This is a genomic window from Streptomyces typhae (assembly GCF_009755605.1).
In the GTDB taxonomy this organism is placed as follows: domain Bacteria; phylum Actinomycetota; class Actinomycetes; order Streptomycetales; family Streptomycetaceae; genus Streptomyces; species Streptomyces typhae.
On the sequence record NZ_WPNZ01000010.1, the window covers coordinates 259,574 to 276,090 of the forward strand.

Consider the following 16,517-nt stretch of genomic DNA (forward strand, 5'->3'; position numbering starts at 1 on the left):
TACCCATGACCACCAACACCACCAAGAACACCGGCAGCCCGGACAACTCCGGAAACGGCACCAACAACACGGGCACCACCGCCAAAACCCCGGCGCACGCCCCCACCGCCACCCTGCCGCTGCCCGCCACCACCGCCCGCATCGCCGTCCTCGCCGGATCCGCCACGGCCCTCCTCGGCACCTTCCTCGCCTGGACCTGGACCACCGCCTTCCCCGGCGACCTCACCGTCACCGGCTACCCCGGCGGCCTCCAGGTCGTCACCCTCACCGGCGCCGCCCTCACCCTGCTCTTCGCCCTCTCCGGCATGGGCATCCGCGGCCTCGGCTGGCTCACCCCCGGCGGCACCAACAGCCCCGTCCTCCTCCTCAGCCTCGGCGTCCTCGGCACCACCGGCTACAGCATGGGCGCCATCGCCGAACACCTCGGCGGCATCGTCAACCTCGAACCCGGCGCCTGGGTCTCCGGCATCGGCGCCCTCATCGCCACCATCGGCGCCCTCGCACTCCCCTCCGACCTGCCCGCCGACGAACCCCACGCCGGACCCTGGCAACGCCTGCGCCACAGCCTCAAGGCACCCCCACCCCCACGCGCCAAGACCCTGCCCGACTGGGTCGAGATCCTCATCATCGCCGCGGCGTTCGGCATCGGCCTGTACGTCTTCGCCTACGGCATCGAGGCCTACTCCGAACTCTTCATCGGCTTCCTCATCACCACCGTCCTCGGCGCCACCGCACTCAACCGCGCCGGACTCATCCCCCGCCTCAACACACTCACCACCAAACACCGCAACGTCACCTTCACCGCCGCCATCGTCGCCGCGGCCATGTTCCCCTTCACCCAGAGCGACGCCAGCTACGCCCTCATCGGCGTCAACATCCTCATCTTCGCCACCGTCGCCCTCGGCCTGAACGTCGTCGTCGGCCTCGCCGGACTCCTCGACCTCGGATACGTCGCCTTCCTCGGCGTCGGCGCCTACACCGCCGCCCTCGTCTCCGGATCGCCCGCATCCACCTTCGACGTCCACTTCCCCTTCTGGGCCGCCGTCCTCGCAGGCGCCGCCGCCTCCCTCGTCTTCGGCGTCATCATCGGCGCCCCCACCCTCAGGCTTCGCGGCGACTACCTCGCCATCGTCACCCTCGGCTTCGGCGAGATCTTCCGCATCACCATGAACAACCTCAACGGCAGCGCGGGCCCCGACCTCACCAACGGCGCCCAAGGCATCCCCAACATCCCCGACCTCGAGATCCTCGGCTGGAACCTCGGCGTCGAACACGAGATCCTCGGCTTCACCCTCAGCAGGCCCGCCAACTACTACCTGCTGATGCTCTTCTTCACCGCCGTCGTCGTCCTCGTCTTCCGCCGCTCCGGCGAATCCCGCATCGGCCGCGCCTGGGTCGCCATCCGCGAGGACGAGACCGCCGCCACCGCCATGGGCATCAACGGCTTCCGCGTCAAACTCATCGCCTTCGCCCTCGGCGCGACCCTCGCCGGCTTCGCCGGCACCGTCCAGGCCCACGTCTCCTACAGCATCACCCCCGAGCAGTACCTCTTCGCCAACACCGTGCCGCCCAACTCCGCGTTCCTCCTCGCCGCCGTCATCCTCGGCGGCATGGGAACCATCAGCGGCCCCCTCATCGGCGCGGCCCTGCTCTACCTCATCCCCGCCAAACTCCAGTTCCTCGAGGACTACCAGCTCCTCCTCTTCGGCCTCGCCCTCATCCTGCTCATGCGCTTCAGGCCCGAAGGCCTCGTCGCCAACAAGCGCGCCCAGCTCGAATACCACGAGACCGACCAACTCGACGTACCCGAACAGGAGAAACTCCCCGAAGGCACCGTCGGCGCAAGCAAGGCGGGGGCGTGAGAACCATGACCACCACCACAACCACCACCGTCCTCGAAGCCAGCGGCGTCACCATGCGCTTCGGCGGCCTCACCGCCGTACGCAGCGTCGACCTCACCGTCAGCAGCGGCGAGATCGTCGGCCTCATCGGACCCAACGGCGCCGGCAAGACCACCTTCTTCAACTGCCTCACCGGCCTCTACGTCCCCACCGAGGGCAAGGTCTCCTACAAAGGCACCGTCCTGCCCGCCAAGCCCCACCTCGTCACCGACGCCGGCATCGCCCGCACCTTCCAGAACATCCGGCTCTTCGCCAATATGACGGTCCTCGAAAACGTCCTCGTCGGACGCCACACCAGGACCAAGGAAGGCCTCTGGTCGGCCCTCCTGCGCGGCCCCGGCTTCAAGAAGGCCGAAGCCGCCTCCCACGCCAGGGCCATGGAGTTGCTGGAATTCATCGGCCTCGCCCACAAAGCCGACCACCTCTCCCGCAACCTCCCCTACGGCGAGCAGCGCAAGCTCGAAATCGCCCGCGCACTCGCCAGCGAACCCGGCCTGCTCCTGCTCGACGAACCCACCGCCGGCATGAACCCGCAGGAGACCCGCGCCGCCGAAGAACTCGTCTTCGCCATCCGCGACCAAGGCATCGCCGTCCTCGTCATCGAGCACGACATGCGGTTCATCTTCAACCTCTGCGACCGCGTAGCCGTCCTCGTCCAGGGCGAGAAACTCGTCGAAGGCACCTCCGACGTCGTCCAGGCCGACGAACGCGTCGTCGCCGCCTACCTCGGTACGCCCTTCGAGGGGGCACCCGGCGCCGCGGAGCTCGCCGAGGTCGAGGCGGCCGAAGCGGGCGCCGACACCGAAGCCGGGGCCGACGCCGCGGAAGCCACGGCGGACACCCCGCCGGACAGCCCGTCCGGCTCCCCCGGCACTGCCTCCAGCACCCCCGGCGCCCCCTCCGGCACCCCGGAGAGCACACCGTCCGACACCCCGCCGGACACCACGTCCGACACCCCGCCGGACACCACATCCGGCACCACTCCGGACGCCTCGGCCGACACCTCGGCGGAAGGAAAAGCCCCGTGACCACACTCCTCGAGGTCGAGGACCTCAAGGTCGCCTACGGCAAGATCGAAGCCGTCAAAGGCATCTCCTTCAGCGTCGAAGCCGGCCAGGTCGTCACCCTCATCGGCACCAACGGCGCCGGCAAGACCACCACCCTGCGCACCCTCTCCGGCCTCCTCAAACCCCTCGCCGGAAAGATCATGTTCGACGGACAGCCACTCAACGGCGTCCCCGCCCACAAGATCGTCGCCCTCGGCCTCGCCCACTCCCCCGAAGGCCGGCACATCTTCCCCCGCCTCACCATCACCGAGAACCTGCAACTCGGCGCCTACCTCCGCGACGACAAAGCAGGCATCGAAAAAGACATCCAACGCGCCTACGACCTCTTCCCCATCCTCGGAGAACGCCGCAAGCAAGCCGCCGGCACCCTCTCCGGCGGCGAACAACAAATGCTCGCCATGGGCCGCGCCCTCATGTCACGCCCCAAACTGCTCATGCTCGACGAACCCTCCATGGGACTCTCGCCGATCATGATGCAGAAGATCATGCACACCATCGCCGAGCTCAAGTCCCAGGGCACCACCATCCTGCTCGTCGAGCAGAACGCCCAGGCCGCGCTCTCGCTCGCCGACCACGGCCACGTCATGGAAGTGGGCAACATCGTCCTCTCCGGGACGGGGCAGGACCTGCTGCACGACGAGTCGGTACGCAAGGCCTACCTCGGCGAGGACTGAGCTGGCCCCTGGGCCCTGAGCAGCGAAGAGGGCGGTCACCCCGCTGTGGGGTGACCGCCCTCCTTGTGTTCTCGCGTTCCTCTCGGCTTTCCGCCGGTGGGGGCTGGGCGCGCAGTTCCCCGCGCCCCTTGCGGGGCGCCCCCGGCGGTTGGGTGACTAGCCCTTCGCTGCCTTCTTCTCCTCCGCGTCCTCGATGACCGCCTCCGCCACCTGCTGCATCGACAGGCGGCGGTCCATCGACGTCTTCTGGATCCAGCGGAACGCGGCGGGCTCGCTCAAGCCGTACTCCGTCTGCAGGATCGACTTCGCCCGGTCCACCAGCTTCCGCGTCTCCAGACGCTGCGTGAGGTCCGCGACCTCCTGCTCCAGCGCCTTCAGCTCCGTGAAGCGGGACACCGCCATCTCGATGGCCGGGACCACGTCGCTCTTGGAGAACGGCTTCACCAGGTACGCCATCGCGCCCGCGTCCCTGGCCCGCTCGACCAGGTCGCGCTGCGAGAACGCGGTGAGCATGAGCACCGGGGCGATGGACTCCTCCGCGATCTTCTCCGCCGCGGAGATGCCATCCATCACCGGCATCTTCACGTCCAGGATCACCAGGTCCGGCTTGTGCTCACGGGCGAGCTCGATCGCCTTCTCACCGTCACCGGCCTCACCCACGACGGTGTAGCCCTCTTCCTCCAGCATCTCTTTGAGGTCGAGCCGGATGAGGGCCTCGTCCTCGGCGATGACGACACGGGTCGTCAGCGGCGGGACGTGCGACTGTTCGTCGTCGGTCGTCTCTTCGGGCTGGGGCGACTCGGGGGCGGTCACGGAAGCTCCTCGTTGCGGGCAGTCACTGCTTCCCAAGAGCGTACCTAGCTGCGACGCTCCGCGGTGACCCGGTATGCTTCCCCGGGAGCGCGTAGCGCTCTGGCCGGGTTGGCGGAATCGGCTTACGCGGATGTCTCAAACACATCTGTCCGAGAGGACATACGGGTTCGAATCCCGTACCCGGCACGCTGCGTAGCGGAGGATCACGTTCTCGTGATCCTCCGCTTTTAGTTGCACGCGAACGCGAGTGGTCGCACAGAGTAGCCCCATGAATGCTTACGGCACAGAGGTGCGGCACAAGGCCCTATCCCTCTTACACAGCGGGGCACGAAACGCCGACGTCGCCCGTCGGCTGGGTCTCCCGGCGAGCACAGTTGGAGTGTGGCTCCATCGAGACCGCGCTCGGCGGGGCGAACTGCCGGTAGCCAGGTCCCATGAATGCCCACGGTGCGACGGGCGAGCGCTCGACACAAAGGCATACTCCTACCTGCTGGGCTGGTACCTAGGAGACGGCTACATCTCCCAGCATCCGGAGCACAGAGCCCCAAGTCTCAGAATCACTTGTGACGATTCCTGGCCCGGCCTCATGGCCGAATGCGAGCGGACCATTCGGGCGGTTTTCCCAGATGGCTCCACGTGCAGGGCCCGCAAGATCGGCTGCCACGACATCAAGATCTACTCGACGCACCTCCCGTGCCTCTTCCCTCAGCACGGCCCTGGCAAGAAACACGAGCGCACCATCGCCCTCGCCCCCTGGCAGCAGGAAATCGTCGACGCCCACCCCTGGGCATTCATCAGGGGGCTCATCCACTCCGACGGCTGTCGCATCATCAACTGGACGACCCGGCTCGTCGCCGGTGAGCGGAAGCGGTACGAATACCCCCGGTATTTCTTCACCAACAAGTCCGACGACATCCGGAAGCTCTTCAGCGACACGCTGACCAAGGTCGGCGTCGAGTGGACGACGTTGGCGCGGGGCAGTGACCCCTTCAACATCTCCATCGCTCGCAAAGCGAGCGTAGCCCTCATGGACGCCCACGTCGGAGAAAAGTACTGACTGAGGGCCGCTCCCCCCGTGCGAGCGGCCCTCAGGTCTGGGGGGGGGACGTAGCGCCTAGCGGGGGCTGTCGTCCTCGCCGATGTGGTGGACCCGGACCAGGTTCGTGGAGCCGGGGACGCCGGGGGGCGAGCCGGCCGTGATGATGACGATGTCGCCGGGCTGACAGCGGCCGATCTTGAGGAGTTGTTCGTCGACCTGGCGGACCATCGCGTCGGTGGAGTCGACGTGCGGGCCGAGGAAGGTCTCGACGCCCCAGGTGAGGTTGAGCTGGGAGCGGGTCGCGGCGTCGGGGGTGAAGGCCAGGAGGGGGATCGGGGAGCGGTAGCGGGAGAGGCGGCGGACGGTGTCGCCGGACTGGGTGAAGGCGACGAGGAACTTGGCGCCGAGGAAGTCGCCCATGTCGGCGGCGGCGCGGGCGACGGCTCCGCCCTGGGTGCGGGGCTTGTTGCGTTCGGTGAGCGGCGGCAGGCCCTTGGCGAGGATGTCCTCTTCGGCGGCTTCGACGATGCGGGCCATGGTGCGGACGGTCTCTATGGCGTATTTGCCGACGCTGGTCTCGCCGGAGAGCATGACGGCGTCGGTGCCGTCGATGACGGCGTTGGCGACGTCGGAGGCTTCTGCGCGGGTGGGCCGGGAGTTGTCGATCATCGAGTCGAGCATCTGGGTGGCGACGATGACCGGTTTGGCGTTGCGCTTGGCGAGCTTGATGGCGCGCTTCTGAACGATCGGGACTTGTTCGAGGGGCATCTCGACGCCGAGGTCGCCGCGGGCGACCATGATGCCGTCGAAGGCGGCGACGATGTCGTCGATGTTGTCGACGGCCTGGGGCTTCTCGACCTTGGCGATGACGGGGAGGCGCCGGTTCTCCTCGTCCATGATGCGGTGGACGTCGTCGATGTCGCGGCCGCTGCGGACGAAGGAGAGGGCGATGACGTCGAAGCCGGTGCGCAGGGCCCAGCGGAGGTCTGCTTCGTCCTTGTCGGAGAGTGCGGGGACGGAGACGGCGACGCCGGGGAGGTTGAGGCCCTTGTGGTCGGAGACCATGCCGCCTTCGATGACGGTGGTGGTGACGCGGGGGCCGTCGACGGCGGTGACTTCGAGGGTGACTTTGCCGTCGTCGACGAGGATGCGTTCGCCGGTGGTGACGTCTTCGGCGAGGCCGGAGTAGGTGGTGCCGCAGCTGCGGCGGTCGCCCTGGGCGCCGGGTTCGACGGTGATGGTGAATTCGTCGCCGCGCTCGAGGAGTACGGGTCCTTCGCTGAAGCGGCCGAGGCGGATCTTCGGGCCTTGAAGGTCGGCGAGGACGCCGACGCTGCGGCCACTCTCGTCGGCGGCCTTGCGCACACGCTGGTAGCGCTCCTCGTGGTCGGCGTAGGTGCCGTGACTGAGGTTGAAGCGTGCCACGTCCATTCCGGCGTCGACCAGGGCCTTGATCTGGTCGTAGGTGTCGGTGGCGGGTCCCAGGGTGCAAACGATTTTTGCTCGGCGCATGTCTAGACCCTAGGGCTTACTGACGGGTAGAGAATTGGCTGGGCGTGACTACTCAACGTCCTTTGCATGAAGGTCTCTTGACAAGTGTTGAAGTGTGCGCGGAGTCGCTCCTATGAGCGCGTTCATTGGTCAATGGGGCGTGGTGCGATCACAGTTGCGACGGTGGCGGTTGCTCAGAGTTGTGGCGGGTTCATGGTGAAGCGTGCGTTGACCTGTGCGTAGACGGACTGGCGTTGCGGTTCCAGGTCGAGGGCGGGGGCGGATTCGGGGGCGCCGCCGTAGGCCGCGCGGGCCATGCCGGGGGCGGCGGGGCCGCCGTAGCCGTAGGGGGTGTTGTCGGCGCCGATGTCGGCGATCTCGACGAGGGCGGCGAGGGTGGTGCCGAGGGCTTCGGCGTATTCGCGGGCGCGCTGGACGGCTTCCCTGACGGCTTCCTGGCGGGCGCGGCGGTGGGCGGGCGAGTCGGGGCGCAGGGACCACCAGGGGCCGTCGACGCGGGTGAGTTCGAGGTCGGCGACGCGGGTGGTGAGTTCGCCGAGGGCGGTGAAGTCGGTGAGTTCGGCGGTGATGTGGACGCGGCCGTGGTAGGTGCGGACGCGTTCTCCCTTGCCGCGTTTGGTGAGTTCGGGGGTGATGGAGAAGGTGCCGGTCTCGACGCGTTCGACGGCTTCGCCGTAGGTCTTGACGAGGTCGATGACGGTGGTGTTGCGGCGGGTGAGGTCGGTGAGGGCGTCGCGGCGGTCGCTGCCGCGGGCGCTGACGGTGATGCCGATGCGGGCGATCTCGGGGTCGACTTCGAGGAGGGCTTCGCCGCGGACCGCCAGGCGTGGGGCCTCTGGGGTGCCGTAGGGGACGTTGGAGGTGGGTTCTTCGGTGGTCATGGGGCCACTCTCGCACCGCCTCGGGGTGCCGAACAGTCAACGGAACAGCCAACGGAACAGTCAACGGGACAGTCACCGGATCGAAACCTGGCGGGTCTGTCGCGGGCCGTGTCGACGGGTCAGAATCTACGCGCGTCACGAAGTCGTGCCGATCGTGCAGGTTCATAAGGGAGACAGTGAGATGCCGCTCGACAGAAGGTCGTTCCTGGGGAGCTCAGCCGCCGCGGGAGCTGTCGCCCTCGCGGGCCCGGCGGCGGGGGCCGAGGCGGCTCCCGCCGCGTCGCACGGCGGCGGGCGGACGAGACGGTACTCGTTCACCGTCATGGGCACCACGGACCTCCACGGCAACGTCTTCAACTGGGACTACTTCACGGACAAGGAGTTCGACGACAAGGACCACAACGATGTGGGCCTGGCGAAGATCTCGACGCTGGTGAACCAGGTCCGCAGGGAGAAGGGGCGCCGGAACACTCTCCTCATCGACGCGGGCGACACCATTCAGGGCACGCAGCTGTCGTACTACTACGCGAAGGTCGACCCGATCACGGCGGCCCGCGGCCCGGTGCACCCGATGGCGCTGGCGATGAACGCGATCGGCTACGACGCGGCGGCGCTCGGAAATCACGAGTTCAACTACGGCATTCCGGTGCTGCGGAAGTTCGAGGAGCAGTGCGACTTCCCGCTGCTGGGGGCGAACGCGCTGGACGCGAGGACGCGGCGGCCCGCGTTCGCGCCGTACAGCATGCACCGGCTGCGGACGCCGTACGGCCGTGATGTGCGGGTGGCGGTGCTGGGTCTGACGAATCCGGGTATCGCGATCTGGGACAAGGCGAATGTGCAGGGGAAGATGGTGTTCCCGGGCCTGGAGGAGCAGGCGGCGAAGTGGGTGCCGCGGCTGCGGTCGATGGGTGCGGACGTGGTGATCGTGTCGGCGCACTCGGGGTCGAGCGGTACGTCGTCGTACGGGGATCAGTTGCCGTATGTGGAGAACGCGGCGGCGCTGGTGGCGGAGCAGGTGCCGGGGATCGACGCGATCCTGGTGGGGCACGCGCACACGGAGATTCCCGAGTACCGGGTGGAGAACAAGGCGACGGGGAAGAGCGTCGTTCTCTCGGAGCCGTTGAAGTGGGGGCAGCGTCTGACGCTGTTCGACTTCGATCTGGTGTGGTCGAAGGGTCGCTGGCGGGTGGCGGAGGTGGGGGCGAAGGTCCTGAACTCCAACACGGTGGCGGAGGACCGGCGGATCACGCGGCTGCTGGGTGATGAGCACAAGAAGGTCGTGCGGTATGTGAACCAGGTCATCGGCACGTCGAAGGCGGCGATGAGCACCGCGGAGGGCCCGTACAAGGATGTGGCGATCATTGATCTGATCAGCCATGTGCAGGCGGAGACGGTGAAGGCGGCGCTCGCGGGCGGCGCGTACGCGAAGCTTCCGGTGCTCTCGCAGGCGTCGTGCTTCTCGCGGGCGGCGGGGGTTCCCGCGGGCGAGGTGACGATCCGGGACGCGGCGGGCCTGTATCCGTTCGAGAACACGCTGGAGGCGCGGGTGCTCACGGGTGCGCAGCTGAAGGAGTATCTGGAGTTCTCGGCGCGCTATTACGTGCGGACCGAGGCGGGGGCGCCGGTGGATCCGGCGAAGCTGACGAATGCGGAGAACACTCCGGATTACAACTACGACGCGCTGTACGGAGTGTCGTACGAGATCGATATCGCGCAGCCCGCGGGTTCGCGGATCTCGAAGCTGCGGTTCGAGGGGAAGGATCTCGATCCGAAGGCGGAGTTCGTGCTCGCGGTGAACAATTACCGGGCGAGTGGCGGGGGGAATTTCCCGCACATCGCGCGTGCCAAGCAGGTGTGGGCGAATTCCGAGGAGATCCGTAACACGATCATCGCGTGGGTGAAGGCGAAGGGCACGATCGATCCGGCGGAGTTCGCTTCGGTGGACTGGCGGCTGACGCGGGCGGGCGCGCCGGTGTTCTAGGTTCGGCGGCCTTCCGGGGTCGTCCGGGTCGGCCGGGTCGGTTCAGGTGCCCCGTTTCCGGTGTCCGTCAGGGCGCGGGAAACGGGGCACGGCCGTTGTGCGCGGGAGTGCGCGGGAGTGCGGGGGCGCAGGGATGGGCGTCAGCTCTTGAGGCGGACGAGGTTGGTGTGCTGGGGGACGCGGGGTGCGGGGGTGCGGGCCGCGGGGTCGGTGAGGCCGAAGGTGGTGAAGGCGGTGCGGTCGGGCAGGGGGTAGGGGTTGGTGCCGGTGAGGGTGTTGAGGATGGTGGCGCTGCGCCAGGCGGCGAGGCCGAGGTCGGGGGCGCCGACTCCGTGGGTGTGGCGTTCGGCGTTCTGTACGTAGACGTTGCTGCCGGTGGCGGTGATGGAGGGGTCGAGGAGGAGGCGGTACTTGTCGTCGATGCGGGGGCGTTCGGCGGAGTCGCGGCGCATATAGGGGTCGAGGCCGGCGAGGAGCTGGTCGAGGGGGCGTTCGCGGTAGCCGGTGGCGAGGATGACGGCGTCGGTGGTGAGGCGGGAGCGGGTGCCTTCCTCGATGTGTTCGAGGTGGAGTTCGACGCGGGTGGTGGCCACGCGGCCCGCGGTGCGCACGGTGACGCCGGGGGTCAGGACGGTGTCGGGCCAGCCGCCGTGGAGGGTGCGCTGGTAGAGCTCGTCGTGGATGGCGGCGATGGTGTCGGCGTCGATGCCCTTGTGGAGCTGCCACTGGCCGGGGACGAGCCGGTCGCGTACGGGTTCGGGCAGGGCGTGGAAGTAGCGGGTGTAGTCGGGGGTGAAGTGTTCCAGGCCGAGCTTGGAGTACTCCATGGGGGCGAAGGCGGGGGTGCGGGCGAGCCAGTGCAGGCGTTCGGCGCCCGGGGGGCGGTGCCGGAGCAGGTCGAGGAAGATCTCGGCGCCGGACTGTCCGGAGCCGATGACGGTGATGTGGTCGGCGGTGCGGAGCCGGTCGCGGTGCAGCAGGTAGTCGGCGGAGTGGATGACGGGGACGGTGGGGGCGTCGGCGAGGGGTCTGAGGGGTTCGGGGACGTAGGGGGCGGTGCCGACGCCGAGGGCGATGTTGCGGGCGTGGGTGCGGCCGAGTGCTTCGGCTTCGCCGTCGGCGTCGAGCTGGGTGAAGTCGATGTCGAACAGGGAGCGTTCGGGGTTCCAGCGGACGGCGTCGATCTGGTGGCCGAAGTGCAGGGCGGGGAGGTTCTCACTGACCCAGCGGCAGTAGGCGTCGTACTCGGCGCGCTGGATGTGGAAGCGCTCGGCGAAGTAGAAGGGGAACAGGCGCTGGCGGGAGCGGAGGTAGCTGAGGAACGACCAGGGGTTGGCGGGGTCGGCGAGGGTGACGAGGTCGGCGAGGAAGGGGACCTGGAGGGTGGCGCCTTCGATGAGGAGGCCGGGGTGCCAGTGGAAGGAGGGCCGCTGTTCGTAGAAGGCGGCGTCGATGCTGCCGCGTTCGGCGAGGGGCTGGGCGAGGGCGGCGAGGGACAGGTTGAACGGCCCGATGCCGATGCCGACCAGGTCGCGGGGTGCGGTGGAGGCGGTGGCTGCCTGCGCGGTCCTGTCGTGGCGGTGGGGCGTGTCGGGCGTGGCCGTCATCGGTGGCTGGTTCCTTCCACGAGCGTGAGCAGGGCCGTGAGGTGTTCGGTGCGGATGTGGGGGTTGAGGAGGGTGGCTTTGAGCCAGCGGCGGCCGTCGAGCTGTGCGCGGCCGAGGACGGCGGTGCCGTTGTCCAGGAGTGTCCTCCGGACGTGGGCGATGTATTCGTCGTCGGCGTCGGTTGGCCGGAACAGGACGGTGCTGATGGCGGGCTTGTCGTAGAGGTCGAAACGGGGGTGGGCGGCGACGAGGTCGGCGAGTTCGCGGGCGCGGTCGCAGACCTGGTCGACGAGGGCGCCGAGTCCGGTGCGGCCGAGGGCCTTGAGGGTGACGGCGATCTTCAGGGCGTCGGGTCTGCGGGTGGTGCGCAGGGAGCGGCCGAGGAGGTCGGGCAGGCCTGCTTCGGTGTCGTCGTCGGCGTTGAGGTAGTCGGCGCGGTGGTCGAGGGCTCTGGTGTCGGCGGGGTCGCGGACGGTGAGGATGCCGGCGGCTGCGGGTTGCCAGCCGAGTTTATGCAGGTCGAGGGCGACGCTGTCGGCGCGTTCCAGGCCGTGGAGCTTGGGTCGGTGGGTGTCGCTGAAGAGGAGTCCGGCGCCGTAGGCGGCGTCGACGTGGAGTCGGGCGCCGTGGGTGGCGCACAGGTCGGCGATGTCGGTGAGGGGGTCGATGAGGCCGGCGTCGGTGGTGCCGGCGGTTGCGGCGACGAGGACGGTGGCGGCGGGTCCGCTGCGGCCGGCGCGGCCGGTGCGTTCGCTGGGTCCGCTGGGTCCGCTGGGTTCGGTGAGTTCGGTGAGTTCGCTGAGTTCGGTGAGGGCTTCGTCGAGGGCGGCGGGGTCGAGGACGCCGGCGGGTGCGGGCACGGTGACGGGTTCGGGCAGGCCGAGGAGCCAGGCGGCGCGGCGCAGGGAGTGGTGGGCGTTGGCGCCGGTGAGCAGCCGCAGGGGGTGTCCGCGGGTGGCGGCGTGTTCGCGGGCGAGGAGCAGGGCGAGCTGGTTGGACTCGGTGCCGCCGGTGGTGATCAGGGCGTCGCCGGTGCCGGGGCCGTGGACTTCGGCGGCGAGGGTGGCGGTGAGGAGCGCTTCGAGGGCGGAGGCGGCGGGCGCCTGGTCCCAGGAGTCCATGGAGGGGTTGAGGGCGGACGCGGCGAGGTCGGCGGCTGCGGCGATGGCGAGGGGCGGGCAGTGCAGGTGGGCCGCGCACAGGGGGTCCGCGGGGTCGGCGGCGCCTGCGGCGACGGCGCCGACCAGGGTGCGCAGGGCGTTCTCGGCGCCCGTTCCGTGGGTCGGCAGGAGGTCGCCCGCGGCTTCGCGGACGCGGGTGGCGACGGTGGCGGGGCCGCCGCTCGGGAGGGGGCCGCCGCGGGTCCCGGCGCCCTCGGTGAGGGCGCCGAGGGTTGTTTCGAGCAGGGGCCGCAGGGCGTCGGGGCCGTTCTTGCCTCCGGCGAGGGGCGGCGGGGTGCTCATGGCGGTGACCTCCGGGTGCTCGGGTGGGGTCGCCGGCCTGGCCGCTGCGGTGTCCGGCTCGCCCGGAGAGCTCAACGATGCGGACTCGTAAGGGGTATTGCCCATGGGGGGAGTTTGCGGGGGGTAGGTGGGTGGTGCTAGGCCCTGGCGGGGCTTTCCCCGGTCCCGCCCCTTCCCGAAACCATGGGGCTCCGCCCCCTGGACCCCCGTATCGGCGCTTCGCGCCTTGTCCTCAAACGCCGGACGGGCTGGATCTTCCTACCGCAGCCGTACCTCCCCCGCTCCCCCGGCTCCCTCCACCTCGAGGACCCACACCTCGTTGGTTCCCTCCTTCAGGACGGGGCCGGGTACGTACAGGGAGTGCTGGGGGCCGATGCCCCAGTAGCGGCCGAGGCAGAAGCCGTTGATCCAGGCGAAGCCGCGGCCCCAGCCGGGGAGTTCGAGGTCGGCGTCGCCGGGGTCGTGGACGGTGAGGGTGCCGCGGTGGAGGCCGGTCGCGCCGGGCAGGGGGCCGGTGTCGGCGGGGAGGTCGCGGACGGGGGCGGGGGTGTCGAAGGCGGTGAGGGGGAGGCCGACGGCCCGTACGCCGTGGACGTACTGGCGTTCGTGGAGGATGCCGCCGGTGACGCCCTTGGGTTCGCCGAGCCGGGGGCCGTAGTTGACGCGGCCCAGGGACTCCGTCCAGAGGGTGACGCGGGCGGGCCCGGCGACGGGTTCGGGCAAGGTCGGGGCGTCTTCGGTGAGGATGCCCGCGGGCAGGCCGTCGATGTGGACGACGGCGCGGTCGCGCAGTCCGCGCACGGTCAGCGGGTAGGGCTCGCGGGGTCCTGGGAGGTCGACGGTGTAGCGGACCAGGCCCCGGTCGACGCCGAGGTCCTCGAAGGTGGGCGGTACGGCGTGCTCGGTCTCGGGGGTGCCGAGGGCGTCGGCGAGGGTGTCCAGGGCGACGCGGTCGGTGAAGCGGGCGGTGGCGGGTGCGGTGAGGGCGGGCAGGGGTGGGGGCGGGTCGGGCAGCGGCGTGTCGGCGTAGGGGGCGAGGACTTTGCGGAACAGGTGGAACTTCTCGGTGGGGCGGCCGTGTTCGTCGATGGGCGCGTCGTAGTCGTAGGAGGTGACGTCGGGTTGCAGGGTGCCGTCGTGCAGGCTGTCCCCGGCCCGGTTGGCGCCCGCCCAGCCGGCGAAGCTGGTGCCTCCGTGGGCCATGTAGAGGTTGACCGAGGCGCCGCACTCCAGGATCTCGCGGAGCGCGTCCGCGGCGTCCCGGGGGTCGCGTACGACGGTCCGGGTGCCCCAGTGGTCGAACCAGCCGCACCAGAACTCCATGCACATCAGGGGTCCTTCGGGGCGGTGGCGGCGCAGTGCGGCGAAGCCTTCGCGGGCGCGGGAGCCGAAGTTCACGGTGGCGAGGACGCCGGGGACGCCCCCGCCGGTCAGCATGTGGTCCTCGGGGCCGTCGGAGGTGAACAGTTCCGCGGTGACGCCGTGGGCGCGCAGGAGTTCGGTGAGGCGGGTCAGGTAGACCTGGTCGGAGCCGTAGCTGCCGTACTCGTTCTCGACCTGCACCATGATCACCGGCCCGCCGCGGTCGTGCTGGCGGGAGACGACCTGGGGCAGGAGCCGGGCGAACCAGCGTTCCACGTGCGCCAGATAGGTCTCGTCGCGGGTGCGGGCGCGCGCGCCGACCTCGGCCGTCAGCCAGTACGGCAGGCCGCCGTTGTCCCATTCGGCGCAGATGTAGGGGCCGGGGCGGACGATCGCCCACAGTCCCTCGGCGTGGGCGGCGTCGAGGAAGCGGCCGAGGGCGGTGCTGTCGTGCAGTTCGCCGGGGCGGGGTTCGTGCAGGTTCCAGGGGACGTACGTCTCGACGCAGTTGAGGCCCATGGCCCGGAGCATCGCGAGGCGGTGCCCCCACTGTGCCTCGTGCACGCGGAAGTAGTGCAGCGCCCCGGAGAGCAGCCGTACGGGCCGCCCGTCCAGTTCGAAGTGGTCCGCGCCCACCCTGAAGCTGTCGCCCCGGCCGCTGTAGGCCCGGCTGCTGTCGGCCCGGCCGCCGTCGCCCCGGCCGTTGTCGCTGTCGCTGTCGTCCATCGTGTCCCTCCCGATCCCTGCTGCGGCCACGATTGCCTCTGGCGGGCGGCACGGTCCATGGACAAAGATCGAGCCGGGTTGGACGCAGTGATCGGGCGGCCGCCCGGCGGCGACGCGGTGACGGCGGCGGGCACGCGGTGGTGGCACCGTCGGGCGATCGGGAGGAAAGGGGCAGCCGCGGATGTACCACACCTGGATGCGGTATTTCACTCCGAGCCCTGTGCATCACCGGCTCGGTCTGGTGTGTCTGGGCGTGGGCCTGCAGCACGGCACGCTCCCGGAGGTCGGGCCGCGCACCCTCGACCATCACGTCGCCCTCGTCGTCAGCGCGGGCAGCGGCTGGTTCCGGGCTCCCGACGGGCGGCGCAGGGCGGTCACGGCGCCCGCCCTGATCTGGCTCTCGCCGGGGGTGCCGCACCACTACGGCGCGGACGCGGAGACCGGCTGGGACGAGTGCTTCGTGGACTTCACAGGCCCGGCGGCGGCGACGTACACGGAGCTCGGCTACATCGACCCGGACCGGCCCGTGGTGCCGCTGGCCGACCCGGACGCGGCCCGTGCCGTCGTCGGCCGCATCGCCCGCGCCGCCCGCCGCGGCAACCCCCTCCTGGAGGTGGAGACCAGCGCGGCGGTGCACGAGCTGCTCGTCGCGCTGCGCCGGGCCCGCGCCGACATGGCCCCCGACGGCGACCCCGTCCTGCAGTCCCTGGCCCGGGACGCGTTCACGGCGCTCTCGGTGACCGAGCACGCGGCGCGGCACGGCATGACGCCCGCCGAACTGCGCACGGCCGTGCGCCGTGGCGCGGGGTGCAGCCCCAAGGACTATCTCCTCGGCATCCGGCTCGGCCGGGCCAAGGAACTGCTCGCGGCCACCGAGCTGCCCGTCGCCGCGATCGCCAGGCGGGTCGGCTACGACGACCCGGCCTACTTCTCGCGGCTCTTCACCCGCCGTGTCGGGACGGCTCCGGTGCGCTTCCGTGCGCAGCAGGGGCGGGCGGTGCCGGGCGGCTGGTCGCAGCAGGTGCCCGATCCCGAACATCCGCCCACTCTGCCGTCCTTCGGCGGTGCGCCCGAGGGCACGTAGGCTCAGCTGCCATGACCACTCACCACACCAGTGACGACAACGGCGCCACCGGCACGGGGGCGGCGGAGGGCGGCGGCGTCGACCCCGCCGTGCGCGCCGAGCTGTCCCGCCTACGGGACAGCATCGACAACATCGACGCCGCGGTCGTCCACATGCTCGCCGAGCGCTTCAAGTGCACCCAGCAGGTCGGCCACCTCAAGGCCAATCACCAGCTGCCGCCCGCCGACCCGGCCCGTGAGGCCCGTCAGGTCGCCCGCCTCCGCCAGCTCGCCGAGAACGCCAAGCTGGACCCCGCCTTCGCCGAGAAGCTCCTGAACTTCATCATCGGGGAGGTGATCCGGCACCACGAGAGCATCGCGGACGGCAACCGCTGAGGGGCGTGCGGACCGGCCGCCGCGCATCCGGGA

13 protein-coding genes and 1 tRNA gene are annotated in these 16,517 nt (G+C 70.0%); 8 read left to right on the top strand and 6 right to left on the bottom strand.

The window, feature by feature from the left end; translation table 11 throughout:
• Positions 1-5 precede the first annotated feature (5 nt).
• The 3 genes from GPA10_RS20170 to GPA10_RS20180 are packed head-to-tail and all read left to right on the top strand — an operon-like array spanning position 6 to position 3,642.
• Positions 6-1,862 (top strand): branched-chain amino acid ABC transporter permease, encoded by a 1,857-nt coding sequence (locus tag GPA10_RS20170; RefSeq protein WP_246259454.1) that lies wholly within the window; start codon positions 6-8, stop codon positions 1,860-1,862.
• Between the two features lie 5 nt (positions 1,863-1,867).
• The gene (locus tag GPA10_RS20175; RefSeq protein WP_157166682.1) at positions 1,868-2,929 is read left to right on the top strand and encodes an ABC transporter ATP-binding protein; all 1,062 of its coding nucleotides are present in this window, start codon (positions 1,868-1,870) and stop codon (positions 2,927-2,929) included.
• The gene (locus GPA10_RS20180) at positions 2,926-3,642 is read left to right on the top strand and encodes an ABC transporter ATP-binding protein (protein WP_058851651.1); all 717 of its coding nucleotides are present in this window, start codon (positions 2,926-2,928) and stop codon (positions 3,640-3,642) included. The genes GPA10_RS20175 and GPA10_RS20180 overlap by 4 nt, the downstream gene beginning before the upstream one ends.
• A 156-nt stretch (positions 3,643-3,798) precedes the next feature.
• On the opposite strand, the gene GPA10_RS20185 is transcribed toward GPA10_RS20180, so the two are convergent.
• Positions 3,799-4,455 (bottom strand): ANTAR domain-containing response regulator, encoded by a 657-nt coding sequence (locus tag GPA10_RS20185; RefSeq protein WP_058851652.1) that lies wholly within the window; start codon positions 4,453-4,455, stop codon positions 3,799-3,801.
• 102 nt (positions 4,456-4,557) lie between these two features.
• Between GPA10_RS20185 and GPA10_RS20190 the strand changes: the two genes are divergently transcribed.
• Together GPA10_RS20190 and GPA10_RS20195 are read left to right on the top strand one after the other, a co-directional pair.
• Positions 4,558-4,641, top strand: a tRNA-Leu gene (locus GPA10_RS20190).
• Between the two features lie 82 nt (positions 4,642-4,723).
• Positions 4,724-5,512 (top strand): helix-turn-helix domain-containing protein, encoded by a 789-nt coding sequence (locus GPA10_RS20195; protein ID WP_157166684.1) that lies wholly within the window; start codon positions 4,724-4,726, stop codon positions 5,510-5,512.
• A gap of 57 nt (positions 5,513-5,569) precedes the next feature.
• On the opposite strand, the gene pyk is transcribed toward GPA10_RS20195, so the two are convergent.
• Together pyk and GPA10_RS20205 are read right to left on the bottom strand one after the other, a co-directional pair.
• Positions 5,570-7,006, bottom strand: coding sequence for a pyruvate kinase (pyk, locus tag GPA10_RS20200; protein WP_157166685.1), 1,437 nt, complete (start codon positions 7,004-7,006; stop codon positions 5,570-5,572).
• A gap of 173 nt (positions 7,007-7,179) precedes the next feature.
• Positions 7,180-7,887: an SIMPL domain-containing protein gene (locus tag GPA10_RS20205; RefSeq protein ID WP_157166686.1), complete on the bottom strand. Its 708-nt coding sequence runs from the start codon at positions 7,885-7,887 to the stop codon at positions 7,180-7,182.
• 181 nt (positions 7,888-8,068) lie between these two features.
• On the opposite strand from GPA10_RS20205, the gene GPA10_RS20210 reads away from it, so the two are divergent.
• Positions 8,069-9,868 (top strand): bifunctional metallophosphatase/5'-nucleotidase, encoded by a 1,800-nt coding sequence (locus GPA10_RS20210; protein WP_157166687.1) that lies wholly within the window; start codon positions 8,069-8,071, stop codon positions 9,866-9,868.
• A 140-nt stretch (positions 9,869-10,008) separates the two neighbouring features.
• Here GPA10_RS20210 and GPA10_RS20215 read toward each other — a convergent pair whose 3' ends face one another.
• From GPA10_RS20215 to GPA10_RS20225, 3 genes are all read right to left on the bottom strand, one after another.
• Positions 10,009-11,475, bottom strand: coding sequence for a lysine N(6)-hydroxylase/L-ornithine N(5)-oxygenase family protein (locus GPA10_RS20215; protein WP_079086953.1), 1,467 nt, complete (start codon positions 11,473-11,475; stop codon positions 10,009-10,011).
• Positions 11,472-12,938, bottom strand: coding sequence for a pyridoxal phosphate-dependent decarboxylase family protein (locus GPA10_RS20220; protein WP_157166776.1), 1,467 nt, complete (start codon positions 12,936-12,938; stop codon positions 11,472-11,474). The genes GPA10_RS20215 and GPA10_RS20220 overlap by 4 nt, the downstream gene beginning before the upstream one ends.
• A gap of 258 nt (positions 12,939-13,196) precedes the next feature.
• Positions 13,197-15,026 carry a glycoside hydrolase family 35 protein gene (locus tag GPA10_RS20225; protein WP_157166688.1) on the bottom strand — a complete coding sequence of 610 codons (1,830 nt, stop codon included), beginning with the start codon at positions 15,024-15,026 and terminating at the stop codon, positions 13,197-13,199.
• A 181-nt stretch (positions 15,027-15,207) separates the two neighbouring features.
• Here GPA10_RS20225 and GPA10_RS20230 point away from each other — a divergent pair, with 181 nt between their 5' ends.
• Together GPA10_RS20230 and GPA10_RS20235 are read left to right on the top strand one after the other, a co-directional pair.
• Positions 15,208-16,110 carry a helix-turn-helix domain-containing protein gene (locus GPA10_RS20230; RefSeq protein WP_157166689.1) on the top strand — a complete coding sequence of 301 codons (903 nt, stop codon included), beginning with the start codon at positions 15,208-15,210 and terminating at the stop codon, positions 16,108-16,110.
• 11 nt (positions 16,111-16,121) lie between these two features.
• A complete protein-coding gene (locus GPA10_RS20235) occupies positions 16,122-16,484 on the top strand; it encodes a chorismate mutase (protein ID WP_058851659.1) in 363 nt (120 codons plus the stop codon).
• The last annotated feature ends 33 nt before the right edge of the window (positions 16,485-16,517 follow it).